We start from the raw sequence: 16,800 nt of genomic DNA, 5'->3' as shown, positions 1-16,800 counted from the left end.
ATTTATGTAAAAATTGTGCTAGCAAAAATAGACAAAAAAAGGATGCATCTCACGTTGAGATACATCCCTCTAGCTTATTCTATAGAATCTTTACTGTAACGGTTTTTGCCAATCCCAAACGCATAGTAGCTAACTGTTACGAGGATTAGGAAAATAATACCGACAATTAATGATATACGTGTATCATCATTAAACCACATACCAACTAGCACCATGATTAAAAAGATAATCGTTACATAGTTTGTAATTGGTGCGAAAGGCATTTTGAAAGGATGCTTAGCCAGTTGCGCGCCCTTCTCTTTTCTAAATCGAATTTGACTAATTAAAATGATAAACCATGGAATCATCCCTGGTAAAACACTCGCACTATATACATAAACAAATAAATTTTCAGGGGCAATATAGCTTAGGATAACACCAACGACTAGCCCTACTAACACACCTGCTGTCCCAAATAAAGGTACGCCATTATTTGAAAGCTTGGCGAAAAATTTTGGTGCTTGTCCATTCATTGCAAGTGTATATAACATACGTCCTGCGCTATAAATCCCACTGTTACAGCCTGACATGGCTGCTGTGATTACAACAAAATTAATGATACCTGCAGCAGCTGTAATACCTACCTTAGCAAATGTCGCCACAAAAGGACTACCTATTGTCCCAAGTTCATCCCAAGGATACACCGTAACAATGACAAAGATTGCACCGATATAGAAAATCAAAATACGCCAAATGATACTTTGAATGGCTTTAGTAATCGTTTTTTGTGGATTTTTTGCTTCTCCAGCCGTAATCCCAATAAGTTCTACCCCTTGATATGCAGCAACAACTAAAGATAAGGCAAAGAAGAAGCCTGTCCAGCCACCTGTAAAGAAGCCACCGTGACTCCACAAATTAGATAAACCAATGGCAATACCGTCATTGCCAAAACCAAAGAAGATCAGTCCTACCCCTGCTACAATCATTAAAATGATCGTGACAATTTTAATCATCGCAAACCAAAATTCAAATTCCCCAAATGATTTGACAGAAATAAAGTTCGCCAAACCTAAAATAATCATTGCAATAAGACCTGGTATCCACGCTGGTAATTCTGGATACCAGTATTGCATATACGTTCCGACTGCTATAATTTCAGACATCCCAACAATAACCCATTGGAACCAGTTACTCCACGCTGTTAAATACCCCGCTAAAGGATGGATATATTTATAGCCAAACGTTGCAAAAGAGCCTGTACTCGGCTCCATATAAAGCATCTCACCCATTGCCCTCATAATGAAAAAAATAAAAATACCTGCAATACCATAGGCAAGGAGTACAGAAGGTCCCGTCCATTGAATTGCACTGGCCGAGCCCATAAATAGCCCTACACCAATCGTACCGCCAAGTGCAATCATTTGGATATGACGTGCTTCTAATCCTCGTTTTAATTCCTTATTGGCCACTCGTTAACGCCTCTTTTCTGATGTTCTCTCTACGTTGAATACCTTTAAAATCATAATCAATTTTTATAAAAAAGACAAATGTATTTTTAGGAAAAACAAAAAATAATGATATTTTGATAGATTTAGCTCATACTGCTCTTTCATTTTATAACTTTACTAAATAATGCAAAGAAGTCTCCACTAGGTTAGTAGAGACTTCTCATGTTGTTGAAAAAAGATGATGTCAACGGCAGAAAAAGCAAATTTGCAAGGTGAGAGGTTGATTTCCGTTCCGCCAGCGCCCTTTCCAGGGGGCGTCCGATGAGCCGCTTCACTCACTTACGCTCGCTCCAGGGTCTCATCTGTGACGCTAAATCCCCTAGGAGTGAAGCTGGCTCCACTCCAATCAACCATTCTGCAAAGTGTCTTTACTTTTTTCATAGTAGTATAGCGATCAAATCGCCGATTATCTGTATTCTTAGAGGGGATAGCCTCTTATTTTCAATATGGAGAAGTGATGCGTGACAACACCTCTTCATAAAAAGTAGTGAACACCTTCACTTTATTTGAAAACTTTGCTAAAAAGGTAACACTTTTGTGGGTTGGAGTGGAAGGCTACTTGACTCCCGTGGGATAGCGAGACAGGCGAGCCCCTGCACGGAGCGGTAGCGGAGGAAGCGGCTCGGCGCTCGCCCACAGGAAAGCAAGTAGCCTGCAACGGAAATCCATTTCTCCCTTTCAATTGACTGTTTTGTTTTTCAACACTAAGAGGAGTCTCCACTAGGTTAGTAGAGACTTCTTTTAACGCTTAATTTGATTAATAGGCTAGTATAACTTTTCCCTAAATTATCAACATTAAAAATACCTAATAATCCATTCGATAGTACAAGTAGCTTCTCTTTCCCATATGTATCAAAAAACCAGTTATCCATATATCACCAATAATTAAAGTATATAGCTAGAAATCACTTGTTCTATTTTTGTGGAAATTGGATGAATAGTTAAGCAAAATAATCTGAAGTCAAATTTATTACCCCATTATGTCGCAACCTTCCATAGTTACCAATCGTTATCGTTAATAGTTGCTTCTAACAAAGGGGAGATATTTGAATGTTACATTTCAATAAATTGGATAAAAGTTTAGTAATTAGCTTGATGCTACTAGGTATGATTAGTTGTCTCTTTGTCCATTCCAGTAGTACGGTGTTCGAACAGTATTCAAGCTCATTTATTATAAAGCAGTTTATTTATTACATAATCGGATTTTTAACTATGTATGGGATAGCCATACTTGATATTGAACAGCTTAAAAAAATTGGCTGGCCGTTTTATTGGATAATGGTGTTATTAACATTTAGCTTATTCATTGCACCTGAAAGTATAGCTAGAACTATAAACGAGGCGAAGCGCTGGTACCAAATTCCTTTGCTAGGATCATTTCAGCCGTCAGAGTTTTTAAAGTTCGCCTTTTTAATAGTTGTCAGCAAGGTTATCGTCGCACATCGAGAGAAATACGAACGTCCTACCTTTTTCACGGATATGAGGCTTCTCTTCATAATTGCTATTATATCTCTTCCACCGATGCTCGCCGTTTACAAGCAACCTGATACAGGCATGGTCATGCTTTATATGTCGATGATTTTACCAATGATTTTCTTTTCAGGTATACAAAAAAAATTGCTTGTCATCTTTACAGCCGTCCCTATATCAATTATTAGTGTTGTGGTACTTTTATATGTAAAATCCCGCGATTTTTTTACAGATAAAATTTTAAATAAATTATCAGGGCATCAAATTTCTCGAATTCATGGTTGGTTACAGCCATATGAATATCCAGATTCTTCTTATCAAACAAGGCAGGGGTTTTTAGCAATTGGTACAGGTGAGTTTACTGGGAAAGGATATATGAACAATAATGTTTATGTCGTGGAGAAACATACTGATTTTATTTTTGCGAATATTGCCGAGGAGCTAGGCTTTATTGGAGGATCATTTATAATTGCACTTTTGTTTTTTGTTATTTACCGTATTGTAGTTATTACAGTACAAGCAAGGGACCCATTTATGACACTGATGGGTGCAGGAATTTCTAGCTTATTGGCTTTCCAAATCACCCAAAATATTGGTATGACCATTGGACTTCTACCAGTAACTGGTATGACACTGCCATTTTTAAGCTATGGTGGAAGTTCACTAATATCAAATTTTATGCTAATGGGTATTGTGATGATTATCTACAAATCCTATAGCGGCTATATGTTTAAAGCAACAAAGGAATAAATAATGATACGTATAAGCTTTTAGCATTACTACTTCTAGCAGGAGTAGCTTTCTTATGCTTACCCATTATCTGGCGTAAAACTTTACCTATATCTGCTTTGATTTGCCCATAAATAATCTGTCTTCTATACTGGGGAGCAAAAACGATTTAATACTTACAATTCCATGTTGTGTGCTAAACTTTTATAATCCATTTGGATTCCCTTTCGTACGAAGTTGATTGACCAGACCTCATTGTACGAAAGGGGATTTTTTCTTGTCTATAGCTAGAAGCTCTTTGGAACCCTCGCATCGTTTCAAAAGATACAAAAAACTCTATTCCCATCTCATTGAAAGGAATAGAGTGTAGGTCATTATTGTAATAATGTTTGTTCTTGTAATTTTGCAGAGAAGTATTTACGTGCATCTGCTGTCAGAATTTGCAACAATGTCACTTCTTCCTGACGAGCAAATTCTACAAACATCCCACTTAAATTTTCGTAGACATATTTGATTTTAAAGCCACGATCTAAATAATGATCTACTTTTTGGATTTCCTCTGTGCTTTGTTGGAATTCAGACATGTCATCACCTCACCTTCTTTTGAAAATGTCTTGATGTAGTCTATCTTACTCGGCGCCCTTCATTTCTAACAGAGGATCTGGTTGCTCCACAAGTTCTTCCTCCTCTAGGGCCGACGTTGGAGCAGATGCTGGTTGCCCAAATAGTTCATCCAAATTATGCCCGACTGTAATGCCTAAATATTTGGCATCACTCGGGTCTTCTAGCTCCGCCTGTGGATACTTTTTAAACCACCAATACTTCGCTAATACATAATATACAGCCGCTCCAACAACAAATCCTACTAAAGAGGAATAAGTTGCAAAAATATTCGCGACCACTCCCCCAATGACCCAGGCAATTAACCCGGCCATATTAAAGCCCTTATAATATTTAAATTGCCCATCTAACTCATAAAGCTCTTTAACATGAACACGGCGTTTACGAATTAGGTAATAATCAGCAAATAAAATACCTACAATCGCTGTTAAAATACCGCCAATTATTAATAGGACATTGACCATCACATCAAATAGGCTCCAAGGCTGTGCAATAATACCAATAATTCCTGCAATGACAACTCCTACCCAAAACGGTACTTTAGGTCCGCCAATATTAGAGAAAATCGTCGCAGCTGGCACAACATTGGCAGAGGTATTAGTCGACCATTGCGCTAACACAATCATCAACAATAAAATACCTAAAATAAAGCCGCTTGCACTTTGTTGTAGGGCGTTGATCGGATCAGCCGATGCAACAGCCATATAACAAACTGCTCCAATTGCGACAATGAATGTATTGGTAATTGGCATAACAATTAATGAGCCAACAAGCTGTGTTTTATTACGCTTAAACCAATTTCGCTCATTTTTAGGTGCCTTAAAGAAACGAGATAGGGAAGGCATATCGGCTGCGAGTGTTGCCCAAAAGCCCATATTTGCCATCACGACTACCATAAAAGCGGTAAAAGCAGCAATGCCTGTTGTTGGGGTTTCCACCCACGTCCAAATATTTTTTCCTTGTGACGTTGCACTATCTGCTAATGTGTAGTACATCCAACAAGAAATTAAAATAATGACAGGTGCTGCTAAATCAGCAAAGCGCTCAATGGATTTAATACCTAGGGATGTATTAAAAAGTTGAAGAGCAGCAAATACAAGAAAACAGATAAACCAATTATTAAAGCCAAACATTAAATTTAAAATACCATTTATCGCTAAAGCACCGAAATACGTATTCAGACCAAACCAACAAGCAGCTGTGACACCACGTACAAGGGAAGGTATATGTGTGCCGAATGTGCCAAAAGGTGCACGCATATAGACTGGGAATGATAGCCCATGCTCAATTCCTATATCACCAATTAACGTCATAAAGACACCGATTAAACAAGAGCCTACCAATGTTGCTACAATAACCATTGGTAGTGATAAGTTCATAATGGCTGAGCCACCAATGGCAAAAGCCGCTAAAACAATCGCCATGCCAATCCAAATCACTGCAAAACCAAATGTTCCAATATTTCTTTGTTGATGTGTCACTGGAAGTAAATCTGGGGATTTCAAATAATTCCCTTCACGTTCCATCCTACTTCTCTCCTTTTTCTCTAATTTCCGTGACAACCTACTTGAAGTTATGCCTTCCTCCACCAAATGCTGAAGGAAGGTGGAATTTCGATTTTAATCATCTGTTATCTTATATTCAGTATTGAGCTAAAGAGGCCATTATTTTGACAGACTGCTCAGAAGGGCTTGACGTTCATTCCATGTCATTGGCGGAATCGTTGATGGACGTTCTACCATTGTAATGGCACCGTCGACAGGACAAACAATGGAGCATAGGTTACAGCCGACACAGTCTTCCTCACGAACCTTTAGCATTGGACGATCACCCTCTGTATAGAGATCAATACATTGATGGGAAGTATCCTCGCACGCAATATGGCACTTATTACAATTGATACAAACATCATTATTAATTTCTGCAACAATTTTATAATTTAAATCCAAATCACCCCAGCTTGAATATCTTTGCACAGAGCGACCTACTAAATCCATGACCGAAGCTAAGCCTTTATCATCTAAATAATTATTCAGTCCATCAACCATATCCTCCACGATACTAAAGCCATGATGCATCGCTGCTGTACATACTTGGACGCCTGTGGCACCCATTAAAATAAACTCTGCTGCATCTTGCCAGTTCGAGATACCACCAATGCCCGAAATCGGTACATTGACTAATGGATTACGGGCACATTCTGCAACCATATTGAGGGCAATCGGTTTAACTGCTGGACCACAATAGCCACCATGTGCCCCTTTGCCAGCTACATTAGGCACTGTATTCCACGAATCTAAATCGACACCTGCTAAACTATTAATCGTATTAATCATACTAACTGCATCTGCTCCACCTCTTGTCGCTGCCTCCGCCGTTACAGTAATATCTGTAATGTTTGGTGTTAGCTTCACAATAACAGGTGTACGCGCTGCTTCCTTTACCCAGTACGTTTGTTTTTCCACCAACTCAGGGACTTGACCAGAGGCAGAACCCATGCCTCGTTCTGCCATCCCATGTGGACAACCAAAGTTAAGCTCAAGACCATCAACCCCCACATCTTCTACGCGCTTCACAATTTCATGCCACTTTTCCTGCTTTGGCTCTACCATTAACGAGGCAATAATCGCATGATTCGGAAATCTCTTTTTCGTCTCATAAATTTCTTGTAAATTTACTTCTAATGGTCGATCTGTAATTAACTCAATATTGTTGAAGCCTGCGACACGTTGACCATTAAAACTAACTGCTGCAAAACGAGAGGACACATTTAAAATTGGTTCCCCCAATGTTTTCCAAACAGCACCACCCCAGCCTGCTTCAAATGCACGCTGTACTTGATAACCTGAATTCGTTGGTGGTGCGGATGCTAGCCAAAATGGATTAGGTGATTTGATACCCGCTAAATTAATGCGTAAGTCAGCCATATAAGTTCCCCCTCTATCCCTTATTAACAAGCTATTTTGTATCGAAAGCATAGCATCAGGTATAGGCTGTAAGACCCCGACTTTAGAATGTAAACGTGTGCCCAAACATTCAAATGGTGAATCAACAGCCTGTAAAAACCCGATTGGTGAAACTAACAATCCGTGGAGGATGAAAAACCTCCACGGATTGAAGGTTCACTTTATCCCGTATTAACAGGCTGTAAGACCACTACTTCCCAATGTAAAGTAATGCTAAAGTATTCAAATGGTGAATCAACAGCCTGTAAAAACCCGATTGGTGAAACTAACAATCCGTGGAGGATGAAAAACCTCCACGGATTGAAGGTTCACTTTATGCAATCTCACTTGGTTTTCTTAAACGTTCATGAATCTTATATGCTGCGTCTTTTCCTTGTTGTACAGCGGTCACCACCATCGCTTCCCCCTGTCCATTACCAAAGACAACATCTCCACAAGCAAATACTTTGTCATGAGACGTTTGCATTGTCGTTTCATCAATATCGACAACCCCATTTGTATGGGCTAAACCAAAGGCTTCAATTAACGATACAAAACGCGTTTGTCCAATGGCTTTAATTACCGCATCCACTTCGATGATAAAATTGGAGCCTTCAACTTCTTCTGGTCGTTGTCTCCCATCAGCACCAGCCTCACCAAGCTTCATTTTCACACATTCAATGCCTGTCACCTTGCCCGCTTCATTGCCAATAATTTTCTTCGGTGCAGTTAGCCATTTAAATTCCACGCCATCCTGCTTAGCAAATTCATATTCAAATTTGTACGCTGTCATTTCTTTTTGCGTTCTTCTGTACAGAATTTGCACATTGTCAGCACCTAAGCGCACTGCACTTGTAGCACCATCAATGGCTGTATTTCCTGCTCCAATCACAGCTACTCTTTTTCCTACAATATCATTTGTAAGCGGTCCCATTTTTGTTTTTCGAACAAAGTCAATGGCATCATGTACACCTTCTAGGTCTTCACCTTTAATGCCCAGATTCGGCACAGCCCCCATACCGACAGCTAATATCACACTGTCATATTGCGCCAAAATTTCAGCTGCTGTAATATCCACACCTACAGCTGTATTGGTTTGAATGTCCACACCGAGCTGTTCAATTTGGTCCACTTCCCAATCTACAACTTCATTTGGTAAACGGAACGCTACAATGCCATAGCTACCTAAACCTCCAGCCTTTGCCTCCGCCTCATAAATCGTTACATGATAGCCTAAGCGGCTGAGTTCACGTGCTGCCGATAAACCAGCAGGGCCTGCTCCAATAATGGCTACTTTCTGTCCATTATGCTGGCCTGGTTGGAATAGCTGGGCATTTGTTTCCATTGCCCAATCCGTTGCATAACGCTGTAACTCACCAATTTTAATTGGCTTTGTTGAAGAATTTAAGACACACGCCCCTTCACATAGTTCTTCTGTTGGACAAACCCTCGCACAGCTTGCACCAATAGGATTTGCTTCTAATATAGTCGTAGCAGAACCCTTCATATTACCAGATGCAATTTTTTTTATGAAATTCGGGATTTGAATACTTGTTGGACAGGCTTTAATACATGGAGCGTCATAGCAATATAGACAACGATTGGCTTCCTCAACAGCCTCATTCTTTGTCATCTTTCCTTTTAATTCCATGAAATTACGTCTAAGCTGTATGGTCATCGCATTTTCTTGAATCGGAACCATTTCCACATCCCCCTCATGTGATCATTTTTTCCGTGAATCAATTACTAAACCGATTGTTTTGTTCTCCAGTCAAAACAATCGGTCGTCTACTGAAGGAAGCTAAATATTTAACGCTTCCGCAACTACTGTTCTTAATGGACGTTTAATGTATTGTCCACTGCCAAGTATACCTACAAATTCTTTATTTTTAATGACATATTCCCCTCGGACTAGGACACTAACAGGCTCCCCTGTCACTTCCCAGCCTTCATATGGGTTATAGTCAACATTCATATGATGCGTTTTAGCCGAAATTTGGCGTTTTACCTCTGGGTCAAAAATAACGATATCCGCATCAGAACCAATCGCAATCGTTCCTTTTTGCGGGAATAAGCCAAATATTTTTGCCGCACTAGTAGAAATCATATCCACAAATTCATGGATCGAAATTCTCCCCTTTGCTACGCCCTCCGAATATAAAATACTGAATCGATCTTCAATGAATGGCCCGCCATTTGGAATTTTCGAGAAATCATTTAAGCCTAGCTGCTTTTTGCCCTTAAAGCTAAAGGAGCATTGATCTGAGCCAATGGTCTGAAGCTGTTTCGCCTTTAATGCATGCCATAAATGCTCTTGATGATACTTCGGACGAAGTGGTGGCGACCATACATATTTGGCTCCCTCAAAGCCTGGCTGTGCTAAGGCTGATTGATCGAGTGTTAAATATGGCGGACAAGTTTCACCATAGACGTCATAGCCTTTTTCACGAGCAGCAATAATTTCATCCACTGCTTCTTTACATGTCACATGCACCACATAGAGCTTTGCTCCAGCAATATGGGCTAATTCGATGGCACGCTTTGTTGCCTCTCCCTCTAATTCGGCTGGACGAGTCAGTGCATGATAAATGGGTTCCTTATGACCAGCACGTCGAGCTTCTTCTACCAGCTCATCAATAACAGAGCCATTCTCACAATGTACCATCACCACAGCACCAAGATCTTTAGCGATTTTAAAGGCTTTAAATAAAGTACGATCTGTCGCTTGGAATTCTTTTGCATACGCCATAAAGACTTTTACAGAGGTAATGCCCTCTTGCTCCAGTAGCTTCGGTAATTCAGCTTCCGTTTCAGGTGTTAAGTCGCCAATCATTAGGTGGAAACCATAATCAATAGCTGACTTTCCTTTAGCCTTGTCATGCCATTTCTCCACCGCTGTAGACAATTTTTCTTCCCCAGCTGTTAAACAGAAATCTAAAATAGTAGTTGTCCCACCATAGGCCGCTGCAATTGTACCTGATTTCCAATCATCATCTGTCACCGTATTATTGAATGGCATATCTAAATGCGTATGGGGATCAATGCCACCAGGTAATACGTACTTACCTGTTGCATCAATTATTTCAGCATTAGCATCCGTTAAATTTTGTCCAATCTGAACAATTTTACCGTTATCAATTAAAATATCTGCCTCAAATACGTCAGCAGCAGTTGCAACTCGTCCACCTTTAATGATTTTTTTCATTGTGCCCCTCACCCTTCATCACAAAATTAGAGAATCCTTGATGTTTAATGCAGTGTATATGTCTCGCCCAGACTAAACTTTGTTTGTAGCGTTAACACCGTTTCTAATAGAATATCTGCTCCCTTTGCACAATCCTCAAAGGTTGTTTCCTCTTCCTCACAATGACTCTTGCCTTCGATACTTGGGACAAAAATCATTGCGGAAGGAACCATACTTGCCATATACTGTGCATCATGACCAGCGCCGCTAAACATACGATGAGCTGAGTAACCAAAGCTTTGACATGCTCTTTCTACTTCATTGCAAATGGCGCTATCGAAATGCACGGTATCTCTTCCCCATAGCTTGACAGGCTGTATATGGCATCCGCCTGCTGTCTCTGGAAGTGCATTGAGAATATCCTCAACCTGTTGCATGACCTCTGGCTTTTGGTGACGGGAATCAATTGTAAATGTCACCTTATTCGGGATAACTGTATGAATATTTGGAGAAACATGCATACGACCAAAGGTAAACACAAGCTGTTCATCCACCTTGCCTAATTGCTCATGGAGCTCTGTCATGATCGTCGATGCAACAATCATCGGATCTTTGCGCATTGACATTGGCGTTGTCCCTGCGTGATTCGATTGCCCCGTAATGGTAATTTCGTAGCAGACCATGCCTAGTACACCTTCAACAACACCAATCTCACGTTGTTTTGCCTCTAATACTGGCCCTTGCTCAATATGCAATTCAATATAAGCCAGTGCTTCTTTTAGACGATTGATCTGCTCTCCTTCATAGCCACTTGCTTGTAATGCTTCTTGAAAGCGAATGCCATTTTTATCTGTGGATTGCAGCATTTTTTCTTTATCAAACTTCGAGGTGATGACCCCTGAACTCATCATGGCTGGATCAAAACGTGCCCCCTCTTCGTTCGTGAAATTGACAATCATGAGTGGAATATCCACTTCAATGTCATTTTCCTTTATTGTTCGAATGGCCTCGATAGCTGTTAGTACGCCTAACACGCCATCAAATCTCCCACCTTTTTCAACAGAATCTAGATGGGAACCCATAACGATGGGCGGCACATTCTTTTTCCCAGGAAGCGTGGCATAAATATTCCCCATATCATCTACCTGAATGTTCATACCTAACGTCTCACAACACTTACAAAAATAGTTTCTTGCTAAAACGTCCTCATCCGAAAGAGACAAACGTGTGACACCACCATTGTCAGTGGCGCCAAATTGACTAAATTGTTCAATTAACTCTTGCAATCGTCTACTATTACATTTATACATATGCAAGTCCTCTCTTTCACAGTAGTTATTAAACATTCTAAAATAAATAAAACTTGTGAGATATGGATAGTAAACTAAAAAAATATGTGCAACTGCACATCATATATGGTAAGTTATGTTCATAATTAAGGGGGGTAAATATGGGGACGATTCGTAAAATTGTAGAGGGTGTTCAATTCCCAATGCTCACATTAGTCGCTGGACATAGTGGTACGTATCGCAGAGTTACTGGTATTAACGTTGTGGAGAGCAGTGATTTAATCATGTTTTGTAGACCTAATGAATTAGTCGTCACAACAGGCATTCATTTAGATGCACAAGCAGCTTCCTTAGAACAGCTTGTCAAACAAGCCTACACAAAAAAAGTAGCTGGCTTTATCATTAATACAGGGCCTTTCATTCCTGATATTCCAGAAGCCGTCATCTCTTTCGCTAATCAACATGATTTCCCTATTTTTCAAATGCCATGGAATTATCGTATTGCCGATCTATTAAAAACTACTTTTCAATTTATTGCCAACCATCATCAAGAGCTCTCCATCGAAGAAAAGGTACTTTTCAATCTACTATTTCACTACAAACAAAACGCTAACACGATGAAAGATCAACTAGCACAGCTAGGATTTCCCCACGGGAGAGAATTAGCGATCATTACTTGCACAACCATTGGTACCCAAGCCTCTATTGACCGTTATGAGGTGATGATGCAATTCGCTTTTCAAAATCGCTATCAAAGCTTCTTAAAATTAAAGCATAAAAATCACCTCATTTTTCTAATTGATAAAGCTCAAATCATAACACCGAATGTACCCTTCTCAAAAGTCGTGGAAGAAATCTATGAAAAAATCACCTTAAAAAACGGTTTCTTAGATATTATTATCGGAAAAGGGAACTATTATAAAGAGCTAGAAAATGCTCGTAAAAGCTATGATGAGTCATTAACTGTCATTCATTTAGCACAGCTTCATAACAACCGTTACTTATACAAATATCAAGAAATTGGTGCCTATAAAATACTTATGGCTGTGCAAAATCAGCCCTTGATGAAGTCCTTCAGTCAGGATATTTTAGGACAGCTTTATCGCTATGATGAATTGCACAACACAGATTACGTTCCTTTTTTACGCATATTTGTTGAAGAAAATGGCAGTACAAGTAGGATTAGTGAGCGTCAATTTATTCACCGTAATACGGTTCTTTATAAAATAAAGAAAATCGAAATGCTATTGGACATGGACTTAAGTAATCCCTTTACGAAAACTAACCTGTATATTGCCTTTTTAATTGAGGATGTTTTAACACATCACTAGATTACTTAATTATCTGATTTTTCAATCTTTTCACTTCTGCTGTTTTTCCAAGTCATTTCAAAAAAACTCGGCTACAAAATTTGCGACATCCTCCAGAGATTTTGAGGCAACATGATATTGGTCACACCGTCATTGCCACAGAACGTGGTGTTTTTTGACGGTGTTCTTTTCTTTCAGCGATTGATTGGATACCCACTGCAAACACTCATCTCCCTCAGTGTAGGAGGAAATCTTCAGTTCAATTAAGATAAATACCCCTTCTAAAACACTTAAGGCATACATATAAAGTACAAATGGGGTCAACTGTGCATTTTCGTTGTCCACATCTGATACAAACATATGCATGCTATTCAACCACCTATACAGAGGGAGTGAAGCTTCGTGACTAATGTAACAAGCCCAAATTGGCAAGTGAAAGATGAACAATTTGTTTGGCACTCTATGAAGCCATACAATCCGAATGCAACGATGATTGTCCAATCTTCTAAAGGAGCATGGCTTACCGACATTGAAGGAAAACGCTATTTAGATGCTATGGCTGGTTTATGGTGTGTGAATGTTGGCTATGGACGAGAGGACATTGCCAAAGTTGCCTATGAGCAATTGCTTGAAAATACGTATACACCATTATCTGTTGGGCATATTCCTGCCATTAAATTAAGCGAAAAAATTAGTGAGCTTTTAGAAGATGATTATGTCGTCTTTTTCTCCAATAGTGGCTCTGAAGCAAATGAGGCTGCCTTCAAAATCGCTAGACAATATCATCAACAAAAAGGTCATGCCAATCGAACGAAAATTATTTCTCGTTATCGTGCCTATCATGGGAGCTCAATGGGTGCTTTGGCAGCTACTGGACAAGCTCAGCGAAAATATAAATATGAGCCACTGGCACCTGGTTTTCTTCACGTCACACCGCCTGACACGTATCGTGCAAATGAAGATCATATTAAAAGTAAGGACCCTTGTGCATTACCATCCGTTCAAGCGATTGATCATATTATGACATGGGAAATGTCCGATTCCATTGCAGCTATCATTATGGAGCCGATCATCACTGGTGGTGGCGTGCTTATGCCCCATGACCATTACTTACAAGGGGTCAAAGCTATTTGTGAAAAGCATGGTGCATTGCTTATTGTCGATGAAGTAATTTGTGGTTTTGGACGTACTGGCAAAGCTTTTGGATTTCAAAATTACGGCATCCAGCCTGACATTGTGACAATGGCGAAAGGATTAACAAGTGCTTATATGCCTCTGTCAGCTACAGCTGTTCGCCGTGAAATTTATGAGGCTTTTGCAGGGAGTGAGGAATATGACTTTTTCCGCCATGTCAACACATTCGGTGGATCACCAGCGGCATGTGCAGTAGCACTAAAAAATATTGAAATAATGGAGCGGGAAGATTTATTTGCCCAGTCTGCTTCGCTAGGAGCAACTCTTCTGACTACCTTACAGGAGCAATTAAAGGAACATCCATATGTTGGGGATATTCGTGGGAAAGGCTTATTAATTGGCGTTGAGCTTGTTCAAGATAAAGACAGCAAAACACCACTCGATGTTACGCTTGTAAACAAAGTGATTGCGCAATGTAAGGAACTCGGATTAATCATTGGGAAAAATGGTGTAACCGTTGCAGGTTTCAATAATGTACTGACATTATCTCCGCCACTGATTGTCTCCTCAGATGAGAAAGATTTTATTATTGAAAAATTTGTGCAGGCATTACAATCTATTAAACTGTAGGAGGAATGACTAGATGGTAACGAATACCGACATAAAAGAGCTAGGTCATTTTATCAATGGACAAACGATTTTAGGGAAAAGTGGCCAGTTATCAGATGTTTACAATCCAAGTACTGGCACTGTCATTGCTCGTGTTCCTTTAGCAACAACAGAGGAGGTGCAGGATGCGATTACAGCTGCCAAAGCAGCCTTCCCAGCTTGGCGCGCTTTATCTATTGGAAAACGAGCAGAAATCGTCCTAAAGTTTCGCCAACTATTAACAGAAAATATGGATGAGTTAATCGATATGATCTGTACTGAAAGTGGCAAAACAATGGAGGATGCAAAAGGCGAAATTATACGAGGTTTAGAGTCAGTAGATTTAGCTATTAATGCCCCACATCTACTAAAAGGTGAATATTCCGTTAATGTGGGTGGTCATATCAATGCCTATTCGATGAAAGTACCATTAGGCGTAGTGGCGGCTATCTCACCATTTAATTTCCCTGCAATGGTTCCACTAGCCATTACAAGCATGGCGATAGCCGTAGGAAATTGTGTGATTTTAAAGCCATCAGAGCGTGTTCCTTGCTCCGCTCTATTTTTATCAGAGCTATGGAAAGAAGCTGGTTTACCAGATGGTGTCTGGACTGTCATTAATGGCGATAAAGAGGCTGTCAATGAGCTGTTATGCAACCCAGCCATTGAAGCAATTTCCTTTGTAGGCTCTACACCCGTCGCAGAAGCTATTTATGCCACAGCCTCTAAACATGGGAAACGTGTGACAGCGTTAGGTGGTGGTAAAAATAATATGGTGGTTATGCCAGATGCTGACTTAGAGCACGTTGCCAATGCCTTTCTAGGTGCTGCCTATGGAGCTGCCTCTCAGCGTTGTATGGCGATTTCAACTATTATTCCTGTAGGTGAGGATACAGCCAATAAATTAGTCAGTATTCTTGCTGATAAAATTGCCAAATTAAAAGTGGGTCCGTATACAGACTCTGAAGTCGATTTTGGACCAGTTATTACACAGCAGTCCAAGGATGCCATTATTGGTTTTATCGATCGTAGCGTGGAAGAAGGTGCTACAATCGTCTGTGATGGAAGAAAACCTAATATCGCCAAGCAATCGAATGGTTTCTATTTAGGTCCTACCCTACTCGATCATGTAAAGCCTGGGATGGAAATTTATGAGCAAGAAGTATTTGGACCTGCACGGAATATTGTTCGAGTAGCTACATTGGATGAAGCAATTGCTCTTATTAATGCCCATGAATTAGGGAATGGTGTGACAATCTTTACAAACAATGGTGCGGCTGCTCGGAAATTTACCACTGAACTTGAAGTTGGAATGGTAGGTGTCAACGTGCCCATTCCTATTCCAGTAGGCTATCACAATTTCGGTGGCTGGAAACGTTCAAGATTCGGTGAAGGGCATATGTTTGGCCCTGACCAAGTACGTTTCTTCACTAAAGCGAAAACCATATCAGAAAGATGGATGGAACAAGGAAATGATGTAACCTCATCCTTTGCTTTTCCGAGTAATCAAGACTAATCACTAAAATAAACATTCGTGTTGCTTCTTAAAGGAGCCATGCGAATGTTTTTGCTCTATATAAAAAAACTGACGAACCAAATTGGTCACCAGTTTTTGCAGATTGATTAGTCGTTCTCTTTTTTCTCCACTTTTTTCACTTCTGTCTTTGTTACTCCAGTGAAATCCGCTTCCTCCCCAGCCTCCATGCCATAGCTAGGATTTCTGTCCATACGAGTGAATGTATCTACATCATCCTCGTCTTCAAATCGCTTCACAAGAATTGGTATGGTGATTAGACCCGCAAGTCCAACAAGGGCATATATCCATCGAGATAAGACCGCAGTTTGTCCACCAAACAAATAAGCAACTAAATCAAATCTAAAGAATCCAATGAGTCCCCAGTTGATTGCACCTATAATGACTAATACTAAGGCAATTCTATAAAGCACGCTCATGCGTACACCTCCTTTATCGTCTTTACTCCA

The 16,800-nt window shown here is 40.0% G+C and carries 13 protein-coding genes and 1 pseudogene; 4 read left to right on the top strand and 10 right to left on the bottom strand.

Features of this window, described 5'->3' with window-relative positions:
* Window positions 1-74: 74 nt before the first annotated feature.
* Window positions 75-1,448, bottom strand: a complete 1,374-nt coding sequence (locus V6670_RS07750; RefSeq protein WP_338653445.1) for an amino acid permease — start codon at window positions 1,446-1,448, stop codon at window positions 75-77.
* Window positions 1,449-2,537: 1,089 nt separating this feature from the next.
* Between V6670_RS07750 and V6670_RS07745 the strand changes: the two genes are divergently transcribed.
* Window positions 2,538-3,707: an FtsW/RodA/SpoVE family cell cycle protein gene (locus tag V6670_RS07745; RefSeq protein ID WP_338653444.1), complete on the top strand. Its 1,170-nt coding sequence runs from the start codon at window positions 2,538-2,540 to the stop codon at window positions 3,705-3,707.
* Between the two features lie 67 nt (window positions 3,708-3,774).
* Here V6670_RS07745 and V6670_RS07740 read toward each other — a convergent pair.
* The 7 genes and pseudogenes from V6670_RS07740 to V6670_RS07710 all read right to left on the bottom strand — a co-directional run.
* A pseudogene (locus V6670_RS07740) lies at window positions 3,775-3,855 on the bottom strand (IS200/IS605 family transposase); the annotation flags it as partial.
* Between the two features lie 205 nt (window positions 3,856-4,060).
* Complete coding sequence (locus V6670_RS07735) at window positions 4,061-4,270, bottom strand: hypothetical protein (protein ID WP_338653443.1); 210 nt, start codon at window positions 4,268-4,270, stop codon at window positions 4,061-4,063.
* A gap of 45 nt (window positions 4,271-4,315) precedes the next feature.
* A complete protein-coding gene (locus tag V6670_RS07730) occupies window positions 4,316-5,833 on the bottom strand; it encodes an NCS1 family transporter (RefSeq protein ID WP_338653441.1) in 1,518 nt (505 codons plus the stop codon).
* A gap of 138 nt (window positions 5,834-5,971) precedes the next feature.
* Window positions 5,972-7,234, bottom strand: a complete 1,263-nt coding sequence (gene preA, locus V6670_RS07725) for an NAD-dependent dihydropyrimidine dehydrogenase subunit PreA (RefSeq protein ID WP_338653439.1) — start codon at window positions 7,232-7,234, stop codon at window positions 5,972-5,974.
* Window positions 7,235-7,586: 352 nt separating this feature from the next.
* On the bottom strand, window positions 7,587-8,954 hold the full coding sequence (locus V6670_RS07720; protein WP_338653437.1) for an NAD(P)-dependent oxidoreductase: 1,368 nt from the start codon (window positions 8,952-8,954) through the stop codon (window positions 7,587-7,589).
* Window positions 8,955-9,053: 99 nt separating this feature from the next.
* Window positions 9,054-10,457, bottom strand: a complete 1,404-nt coding sequence (hydA, locus tag V6670_RS07715; RefSeq protein WP_338653435.1) for a dihydropyrimidinase — start codon at window positions 10,455-10,457, stop codon at window positions 9,054-9,056.
* Between the two features lie 44 nt (window positions 10,458-10,501).
* Entirely contained in the window at window positions 10,502-11,746 is a 1,245-nt protein-coding gene (locus V6670_RS07710) for a Zn-dependent hydrolase (protein ID WP_338653433.1), read from the bottom strand.
* A gap of 140 nt (window positions 11,747-11,886) precedes the next feature.
* Between V6670_RS07710 and V6670_RS07705 the strand changes: the two genes are divergently transcribed.
* Window positions 11,887-13,056, top strand: a complete 1,170-nt coding sequence (locus tag V6670_RS07705) for a PucR family transcriptional regulator ligand-binding domain-containing protein (RefSeq protein ID WP_338653431.1) — start codon at window positions 11,887-11,889, stop codon at window positions 13,054-13,056.
* A 129-nt stretch (window positions 13,057-13,185) separates the two neighbouring features.
* Here the strand turns inward: V6670_RS07705 and V6670_RS07700 are convergent, their stop codons facing one another.
* Window positions 13,186-13,401 (bottom strand): hypothetical protein, encoded by a 216-nt coding sequence (locus V6670_RS07700; protein ID WP_338653429.1) that lies wholly within the window; start codon window positions 13,399-13,401, stop codon window positions 13,186-13,188.
* A gap of 36 nt (window positions 13,402-13,437) precedes the next feature.
* On the opposite strand from V6670_RS07700, the gene V6670_RS07695 reads away from it, so the two are divergent.
* Both V6670_RS07695 and V6670_RS07690 read left to right on the top strand, forming a co-directional pair.
* Window positions 13,438-14,799, top strand: a complete 1,362-nt coding sequence (locus V6670_RS07695; RefSeq protein WP_338653427.1) for an aspartate aminotransferase family protein — start codon at window positions 13,438-13,440, stop codon at window positions 14,797-14,799.
* Between the two features lie 13 nt (window positions 14,800-14,812).
* Window positions 14,813-16,333: a CoA-acylating methylmalonate-semialdehyde dehydrogenase gene (locus tag V6670_RS07690; protein WP_338653425.1), complete on the top strand. Its 1,521-nt coding sequence runs from the start codon at window positions 14,813-14,815 to the stop codon at window positions 16,331-16,333.
* A gap of 107 nt (window positions 16,334-16,440) precedes the next feature.
* Here V6670_RS07690 and V6670_RS07685 read toward each other — a convergent pair whose 3' ends face one another.
* Window positions 16,441-16,770: a DUF378 domain-containing protein gene (locus V6670_RS07685; RefSeq protein ID WP_058844635.1), complete on the bottom strand. Its 330-nt coding sequence runs from the start codon at window positions 16,768-16,770 to the stop codon at window positions 16,441-16,443.
* Between the last annotated feature and the right edge of the window lie 30 nt (window positions 16,771-16,800).

Origin of the sequence: Lysinibacillus sp. Y5S-8, from assembly GCF_036894365.1 — a bacterium.
Lineage (GTDB): Bacteria > Bacillota > Bacilli > Bacillales_A > Planococcaceae > Lysinibacillus > Lysinibacillus fusiformis_D.
The sequence above is the reverse complement of the archived record's forward strand: the minus strand, read 5'-3'. Positions and strand labels throughout refer to the sequence as shown.

Excerpts from the sequence above, each read along its gene's own strand:
- V6670_RS07745 (WP_338653444.1), top strand. The coding sequence starts at position 2,538 with ATGTTACATTTCAATAAATTGGATAAAAGTTTAGTAATTAGCTTGATG.
- V6670_RS07735 (WP_338653443.1), bottom strand. The coding sequence starts at position 4,270 with ATGTCTGAATTCCAACAAAGCACAGAGGAAATCCAAAAAGTAGATCAT.
- V6670_RS07730 (WP_338653441.1), bottom strand. The coding sequence starts at position 5,833 with ATGGAACGTGAAGGGAATTATTTGAAATCCCCAGATTTACTTCCAGTG.
- preA (WP_338653439.1), bottom strand. The coding sequence starts at position 7,234 with ATGGCTGACTTACGCATTAATTTAGCGGGTATCAAATCACCTAATCCA.
- V6670_RS07720 (WP_338653437.1), bottom strand. The coding sequence starts at position 8,954 with ATGGTTCCGATTCAAGAAAATGCGATGACCATACAGCTTAGACGTAAT.
- hydA (WP_338653435.1), bottom strand. The coding sequence starts at position 10,457 with ATGAAAAAAATCATTAAAGGTGGACGAGTTGCAACTGCTGCTGACGTA.
- V6670_RS07710 (WP_338653433.1), bottom strand. The coding sequence starts at position 11,746 with ATGTATAAATGTAATAGTAGACGATTGCAAGAGTTAATTGAACAATTT.
- V6670_RS07705 (WP_338653431.1), top strand. The coding sequence starts at position 11,887 with ATGGGGACGATTCGTAAAATTGTAGAGGGTGTTCAATTCCCAATGCTC.
- V6670_RS07700 (WP_338653429.1), bottom strand. The coding sequence starts at position 13,401 with ATGCATATGTTTGTATCAGATGTGGACAACGAAAATGCACAGTTGACC.
- V6670_RS07690 (WP_338653425.1), top strand. The coding sequence starts at position 14,813 with ATGGTAACGAATACCGACATAAAAGAGCTAGGTCATTTTATCAATGGA.
- V6670_RS07685 (WP_058844635.1), bottom strand. The coding sequence starts at position 16,770 with ATGAGCGTGCTTTATAGAATTGCCTTAGTATTAGTCATTATAGGTGCA.